The sequence below is a fragment of the Chitinophagaceae bacterium genome (assembly GCA_030053935.1).
Lineage (GTDB): Bacteria > Bacteroidota > Bacteroidia > Cytophagales > JASGCU01 > JASGCU01.
In genome coordinates this window covers 11,933-19,727 of the sequence record JASGCU010000013.1, presented here as the reverse complement: position 1 = coordinate 19,727, position 7,795 = coordinate 11,933, and the positions used below count along the sequence as shown (strand labels likewise).

Here is a 7,795-nt window from a genome sequence, read left to right as displayed (position 1 = left end):
CGTGCGGAGCAAGCGGAAATACGTGCGGAGCAAGCGGAAATACGTGCGGAGCAAGAGAAAACAGCCATAATAAAAAAATTAATATTAAATGGTATGGATGATAATCTATTTATTGCACAAATAACAGGATTTCCTGTGGAAACTATACAAAAAATAAGAGAAACTCTATTTTCTTAAAAATATTCAATGTGAACCTCTTGCAAATCAAAAACGTAATAAACGAATATTTTATTGTAGGTGTAAAGTTTTAAAATTCAATGTATTATTGATTTTGATATAAAAACCTTATCTTTGCGAAAGAAAAATTTCAGATAGAAGCATGTATTCAAAAACTCTACACATTATTATTCTATTTTAAATTTTCTTTTTACTCTTGCAAAAAACCAATACATAACAGGGACTATTATCAGAGTAATAAAAGTAGCAAAAGTAAGCCCAAAAACTATTGTCCATGAGAGTGGTCCCCAAAAGGCAGCATTATCACCTCCTATGTAATAATCAATATCGTAGTTTTGATAAAATTTAATAAAATCCAAGTTTAATCCTATTGCTAATGGTATAAGACCAAGAACTGTAGTTATAGCGGTAAGCAATACAGGTCTTAATCTTGTTTTTCCCGATTCTATAATTGCGGTATCTATGAGATCTAGTGGGAGAAAATCTGTTTTCAGTTCTTGTTGCATTCTTTTTTTATTCAGTTCTATGAAATCTATAAGCACAATAGCATTATTTACTACTACCCCGGCTAATGAAATTATACCTATCATGGTCATTACTATTACAAAATCCATTTGAAAAGAAATAAGTCCTAAAAACACACCTATTGTGCTGAGTAGAACAGATACCATAATAATAATTGGTCCGGATATGGAGTTAAATTGTGCTACTATTATAAAAAATATCATAAAAATTGCTATGAGGAGTGCTTTGGAAAGGAATGACATTTCTTTTTCTTGGCGTTCTTGTTCGCCACCAAATTTATAGGTATATCCTTCGGGCATTTCAAAATTTTGGAGTGCTGATTTAATTTGGTTGTTTATTTCTGTGGGGTTATATTCTGCTAATACATTAGAAGTAATATTGACAATTCTTTGTAAGTTTTTTCTTTTGATACTTGCATAAGTGGAGCTAATTTCTGCTTTTGCGACAGATGATATAGGAACGGTCACCATTCTCCCTGTTCCTGGATCTCTAAAAATAATATTTTTACTCATAAGAGCATCTATATTATATCTATATTTATCGTCTAATCGGATATAGATTTCGTAGTCGTCTTCGCCTTGTTTAAATTTAGATATTTCTTTTCCAAAGAGAGATGTTCTTATTTCATTTGATATAGAATAAGTAGAGAGTCCGAATCTTCTTGCTTTTTCTCTGTCTATACTTACTAAAAGTTCGGGTTTTCCTGTTTCTAAATCGGTTTTTAATCTTTCTATTCCGGGTATATCTAAGGCATTGATATAATTTTTCATATCTTCTGTAAGGGTTATGAGAGTATTAATATCATCACCTGCTACTTCAATGCTGATCGGTTTTCCGGTAGGTGGTCCGTTGGCATCTTTATCAGCAGTGATGAGAACACCCGGGTTTCCTTTTATGGTTTCTCTGATGGTATTCAGTATGTCACTCGTGCTTATTTTTTCTCCTGTTTTTGGGTCTACTCGGAGTTTTGACTCTATAAAATTTATAGTGATTCTTGCTTTATTAGGTGTTTTGCTTTGTCCTACTGCTGTTATATCTCGTGGGTCTGCGGTTCCTTCCCCTACATTTGCCATCATAGATTCTATAATAAAATTATAGGGTTTTAGAAGAGTTATCATCTGAGATTCTATTTTTTTGGTAAATTTGTTCACTTCCTCTATGTCTGTTCCTATTGGTTTTTCAATAAAAATATTTACATAAGTAGGTTCGTTTTCAGGGAAGAATACTACTTTTGGAGGAAAAATTCCCATCAATGCAATAGAAAATATGAGAGTAAGGATAGAGCCGAAAAAGAATTTATAGGGATTCTTTCCTTTGAGAGCAAATGCTATGAGATTTGCGTAACTATTTTCTAACCATGGTAAAAAAGAATCTTGGAATCTTCGAGAAAAGGGGGTCAAAATATAGACATTGAGTAGGAGTAATAGACCATACGTGATGATGAGGTTCCCTAATACTGTGTATTTAAATACTAAACAGAATGCTCCTACCCCTAAGCATATAGTTGCTGTTCTCCATATTTTTTTATAAGCAAATGGTTTTCTATTATCTACTTTCATATATTTGAATCCTACAACGGGATTTATGACTAAAGCCACAAAAAGTGATGCGGATAGAGTAATTATGAGTGTTATGGGGAGATACCTCATAAATTGTCCCATTATGCCAGGCCAAAATGCTAAAGGAATAAATGCCGCAACAGTTGTTGCAGTAGAGGAAATTATGGGCCATGCGATTTCTCCGACACCTTTACGAACAGCGTCGTATGGTTTCATACCTGCGTCCATTAATCTATATACATTTTCTACCACTACAATTCCATTGTCTACCAACATTCCTAATGCCATTATGAGAGAAAAAAGTACCATCATGTTGATAGAAATACCGAGTAATTGGAGAACTAAGAATGAAATGAACATAGAAAGAGGAATGGCAATACCTACAAAAAGAGAATTACGCGTCCCTAAAAAAAATAGGAGTATTAAAACTACTAATATAACCCCTGAAATAATATTATTTTCTAAGCTGCTGACCATATCTCTCGTGTCTTTTGACTGGTCGTTCGTGATATTAACAATGAGGTTTTTAGGAGATATTTTTTTAAATTCTTGGACTATTTCCAATATTTTTTCAGTAGTTATAAGGAGGTTTTGTCCGCTCCGTTTTACTACATCTATAGAAACAACGGGGTTTCCATTCATACGAGCAAAGCTTTCTGTTTCTTTAAAGTCAAATTCTACTGTGGCTAAGTTTTTTAAATAAACGATATTTCCTTTTTCGTGCTTCACGATGATATTTTCTATTTCGGAAGGATCTGTAAACTCTCCTACTACTCTGATATTTCGGCGAATGCCATCGTCTAATATATTTCCTCCGGAAAGGGTCAGGTTTTCTGCTCTTATGGCATTTTCTATATCAGAAAAGTTAACCTTAACTGCTTCCATTTTATGAGGATTTATTTTTATTTTTACTTCTTTTTTTTGTAGTCCTCTGATGTCTGCTTTAGATATTTCGGGTATTTTTTCTATCAGGTCTTCTAATTTTTCTGCGTGTATTTTGAGCTCTTCTACGGAAAAGTTTCCTGAAAGATTTAAATTCATAATAGGAAATTCAGAAAAATTTATTTCAAAGACATTAGGGTCTGTTTTTAAGTCTGTGGGTAGATTGGGCTTTGCTCTATCTACTGCATCTTTTACTTTGGTGAGTGCGTTCTCTATGTCTGTTTCTTGAGTAAAGTTTACAATGATAGTGGAATAATCTTGCACGGAGAGGGATTTGATCTCTTCTGCTTCGGGGATTGTGTTTATTTCTTTTTCCAAAGGTCTCGTGATGAGATTCTCTATATCTACGGGAGAGTTTCCAAAATGAACCGTGCCGATGTATACAATTGGTTGTCTTACTTCGGGAAAGCTTTCTTTTGGTAAAGATATATATGCTGCTAAACCTAAGATAACAAACAAAAAGGTTAAAAAGTATACTGTTGTCCTGTTATTTAATGAAAAAGTGGTAAGTCCAAATTCGATATCTACTTCATTTTTTTTCTCCTCTGTTGCTTCATTTTTATTTTCTGCCATCTGTTTTTTATATGTAATGAGATAATATTTGCTTTGTTTTAAAAACTATTATATTTTAACTTTTTAACAAAAATATCATTTTTTTAATAATGAAACGATTTTGCAAGATAGCCATTCTTTTTTTTATTTTAAAAAATATTTTTATGCTTTTTTATGCTATAAAAATAAAAAATAGAAAGAATTTTATTTTTTTAAATATAATAACATCAAATAGATAAGAGTAAGGTGGAGATTCTTAATTGCATTTAAGAATAGAAAAAGAAAACACCGAAGAGGGTATTCATAAAAAGATACTCTCTTTTATTTTATTTGGTTACTCAAAAATAATTTTTTAGAATCTACCTTCATAAACACAATAATTTTTTTATACAACAATGAAATATATACTCGCATTAGACCAAGGGACTACCAGTAGTAGGTCTATTTTATTTAATAAGAGAGGAGAAATAACTGCTTTTGCTCAGAAAGAATTTTCACAGAAGTTTCCACAGCCAGGATTAGTAGAACACGATCCTGAAGAAATATGGAATACACAGATGGAAACAGCAAAAGAAGTTATTCATAAGAGTGCCATAAATATAAAAGAAATAGCAGCGATAGGGATCACTAATCAACGAGAAACTATAGTCATATGGGACAGGAACACGGGAATACCCATTTATAATGCTATTGTTTGGCAAGATAGGAGGACCTCTTCTTTTTGTGATACCTTGAAAGAAAAAGGATTAGAACCACTCATTAAAAAGAAAACGGGACTTGTAATAGATGCGTATTTTAGTGGGACAAAGATTAAATGGATACTAGATAATGTTCCCAACGCAAGAAAACGAGCAGAGCAGGGTGATGTATGCTTTGGCACTATAGATACGTGGCTTCTATGGAAACTTACCAAGGGGAAAATACATAAAACAGATATTACCAATGCAAGCCGCACGATGCTTTGTGATATCACTGCATTAGAATGGGATAAAGAGTTACAGAGTATATTAGATATACCGAGTAGCATTTTACCACAAATATATAGTAGCAGTGGAGTTTTTGCATATACAGACAAAAGTATTTTTACTGAGGAGATTCCCATTTCGGGAGTGGTGGGAGATCAACAATCTGCACTATTTGGGCAGATGTGTATAAATCCGGGAATGGTAAAGAACACTTATGGAACGGGCTGTTTTATGCTGATGAATACGGGAGAGAAAATTATATATTCTTCTCATAACCTGCTGACCACTGTTGCTTGGAAAATACAAGAGACCACACATTATGCCTTAGAAGGAAGTGTTTTTATTGGCGGTGCGGTAGTGCAGTGGTTAAGAGATGGTTTGGGCATTATAAAAAAATCTATAGATGTAGAACTACTTGCTAAAGAGGTAGATTCTAATGGAGGTGTCTATATAGTTCCTGCATTTACGGGTATGGGAGCACCTTATTGGGAACAAGATGCAAGGGGAACTATTACGGGATTAACGCGTGGAAGTAATGCAGCTCACATAGCCCGAGCGGCTCTTGAGAGTATTGCATATCAAACAACCGATGTTTTGAAAGCGATGCAAAAAGATAGCAATATTCCCATTCAAGAACTCCGAGTAGATGGGGGTGCCTCTAAAAATGATTTACTTATGCAATTTCAAAGCGATGTTCTGAACACAAAAGTAGTGAGACCCACTATTACAGAAACAACCGCTTTAGGTGCCGCTTATCTTGCGGGGCTTGCTGTTCATTTTTGGAAAGATAGAGAGGAAATAAAAGAATTATGGGATTCTGAAAAAACATTTATCCCCAATATTTCTCGAGAAAAAAGAGAAAAACTTTTATACGGATGGGAAAAAGCTATACAATCTACTATTCAATGGGCAAGGTAATACCAGCAAACACCCAAAATGTAAGAAATAATCTTTGAGAAGATGATAGGATTTTAATCTGTTTTAGGAATCCTTTTTTTCATTTCTTCTGCAATACCTTTACTGCCCTGATCGGTCTGTTTTTCTAATTGGTTGATGATATTTTGGTAGTCAGTAGTATTTCTATTTTGACTGAGTTTATAAGCTGCTTGAATATCTTTTACTCGTAGCATAAATCCCATAATACCTCGTAACTCTTTCTGCTTGAAAGTATCTGTAAGGTTTTCATAGTATCTCGGATTTACCATATTTTTTTCATAATATTGGGTCAGTGAAGACACTTGTTTTTCTAGCTCTTCTCCTGTGAGAATTCTCCCTTCTGTATAGCAATGAACTGCTTGGTAATTCCAAGTAGAGACGTTCTCTTTCTCATACCAAGAAGAAGAAACAAAAGAATGCGGACCTTGAAATATAACCAATGCATTTTTGTTTTTTTCTATATACTTCCAAAGTTTATTTCCTATGGATACATGCCCCGAAAAAAAAATATCTTCCTTTTTTTCCTCCATTAAAAGGGGTATATGAGTGGCATAAGGAACATTTTCCTCCGATACTATAACAGTTGCAAAATTATTTTTTTGCATAAACTCTTTCACTTCTTTTCCCCCTTCCACTTGAAACATTTTTGGTATATACATTTGTATTGAAGTTTTATTTTTTAAGTTCTACAAGCATTTGAGAGGGTAAGAATTGAAACCACCATAAAAAAAGAGATAGGGAACCCCAATCCAAAAAATCACTTTGGGTACATTTATAATTTCGTAACTATTTGAATCAATAGGGTTAAAAAATTAAGTATTTTTGTGAAAAATGACTTTTCAGAGTGTACTCTTGATTATAATAAAATAAAAAAGTTAATTTCCTAAAAAAAGTATAATTTAAGAAAAAAATAAAATATTTATTACTTTTATCTATTTTATTTTTGTTCAAAAAAGCAATCTACTAACATAATAACAAATATACAATTAAAAAATAAATAATACAATGAGCATACTAAAAGAAAAAATTACCATAACAAAAACAGAAACAAGCAGAATTGGAGAAATGAACGAAAACAACATTGCGTTTGGCAAGTTATACTCTGACCACATGTTCCTTGCGGACTACGAAAATGGGGAATGGAAAAATAAAAGAATTACCCCTTACCAAAATCTTTCTCTGAGTCCCGCCTGTACTACCCTGCACTATTCCCAAACGATATTTGAGGGATTGAAGGCATATAGAACAGAAAAAGGAAAAATTGTAGTATTTAGACCACAGGATAATGCAAAAAGATTGAACAAGAGTGCCGAAAGGATGTGCATTCCTGCTGTTCCTCAAGAATTATTTATGGAAGGGCTTACAGAATTGATTCATTTGGACAAAAATTGGGTGCCTTCCCGACCAGGTACCTCGCTTTATATACGCCCTACGGTTTTTGCTACGGACCCTTTTATTGGTGTAAAAGTGGCATCACAATATCTTTTTTATATCATAACCAGTCCCGCAGGAATGTATTTTTCCGAGCCATTGAAGGTGAAAATTGAGACAAACTATACAAGGGCTGCCCCAGGCGGAACGGGTTATGCTAAAACAGGAGGCAACTACAGCGGCTCGCATTTCCCCACTATGCAAGCAATAAAGGAGGGTTTCCATCAAATCCTTTGGACAGATGCAACAGAGCATTCTTATTTTGAAGAATCAGGTGCTATGAACATAATGTTTTTCAAAAACAATACCCTCATAACCCCAGCTCTCACAGATTCTATTTTGGCAGGGATTAATAGAGAGAGTGTTCTTACGCTTGCAAAAGAATGGGGCATACAAGTAGAAGAAAGAAAAATATCTGTCAAAGAAATTCTTGAGGACCTGCAAAACAATACCCTCCAAGAAGTATTTGGTGTGGGAACCGCCGTAACCATTGCCCCTATCCAAATGATTGGCTACCAAGGAAAGAACTACTCTCTCCCTCTCCACAAAGATTCTTTTGCATCAAGGATGTTTGATAAGTTAGATTCTATCAAATATGGCAAAGAAATAGACACTCATAATTGGATATATACCATTCCTTCCTAATCTCCATAGAAAAATTTCACGATTGAAAGAGGAGGATTTTCTGATTGTATCTAACAATGAGTA

The 7,795-nt window shown here is 33.8% G+C and carries 4 protein-coding genes; 2 read left to right on the top strand and 2 right to left on the bottom strand.

Annotation, left to right across the window (positions count from 1 at the left end; genetic code table 11):
* Positions 1-344: 344 nt before the first annotated feature.
* Positions 345-3,776, bottom strand: a complete 3,432-nt coding sequence (locus QM536_02860; protein MDI9355949.1) for an efflux RND transporter permease subunit — start codon at positions 3,774-3,776, stop codon at positions 345-347.
* Positions 3,777-4,150: 374 nt separating this feature from the next.
* Between QM536_02860 and glpK the strand changes: the two genes are divergently transcribed.
* Positions 4,151-5,638: a glycerol kinase GlpK gene (gene glpK, locus QM536_02855; protein MDI9355948.1), complete on the top strand. Its 1,488-nt coding sequence runs from the start codon at positions 4,151-4,153 to the stop codon at positions 5,636-5,638.
* Positions 5,639-5,691: 53 nt separating this feature from the next.
* Here glpK and QM536_02850 read toward each other — a convergent pair whose 3' ends face one another.
* Positions 5,692-6,315 (bottom strand): FMN-binding negative transcriptional regulator, encoded by a 624-nt coding sequence (locus tag QM536_02850; GenBank protein MDI9355947.1) that lies wholly within the window; start codon positions 6,313-6,315, stop codon positions 5,692-5,694.
* A 346-nt stretch (positions 6,316-6,661) separates the two neighbouring features.
* Between QM536_02850 and QM536_02845 the strand changes: the two genes are divergently transcribed.
* A complete protein-coding gene (locus QM536_02845) occupies positions 6,662-7,732 on the top strand; it encodes a branched-chain amino acid aminotransferase (GenBank protein ID MDI9355946.1) in 1,071 nt (356 codons plus the stop codon).
* Positions 7,733-7,795: the final 63 nt, after the last annotated feature.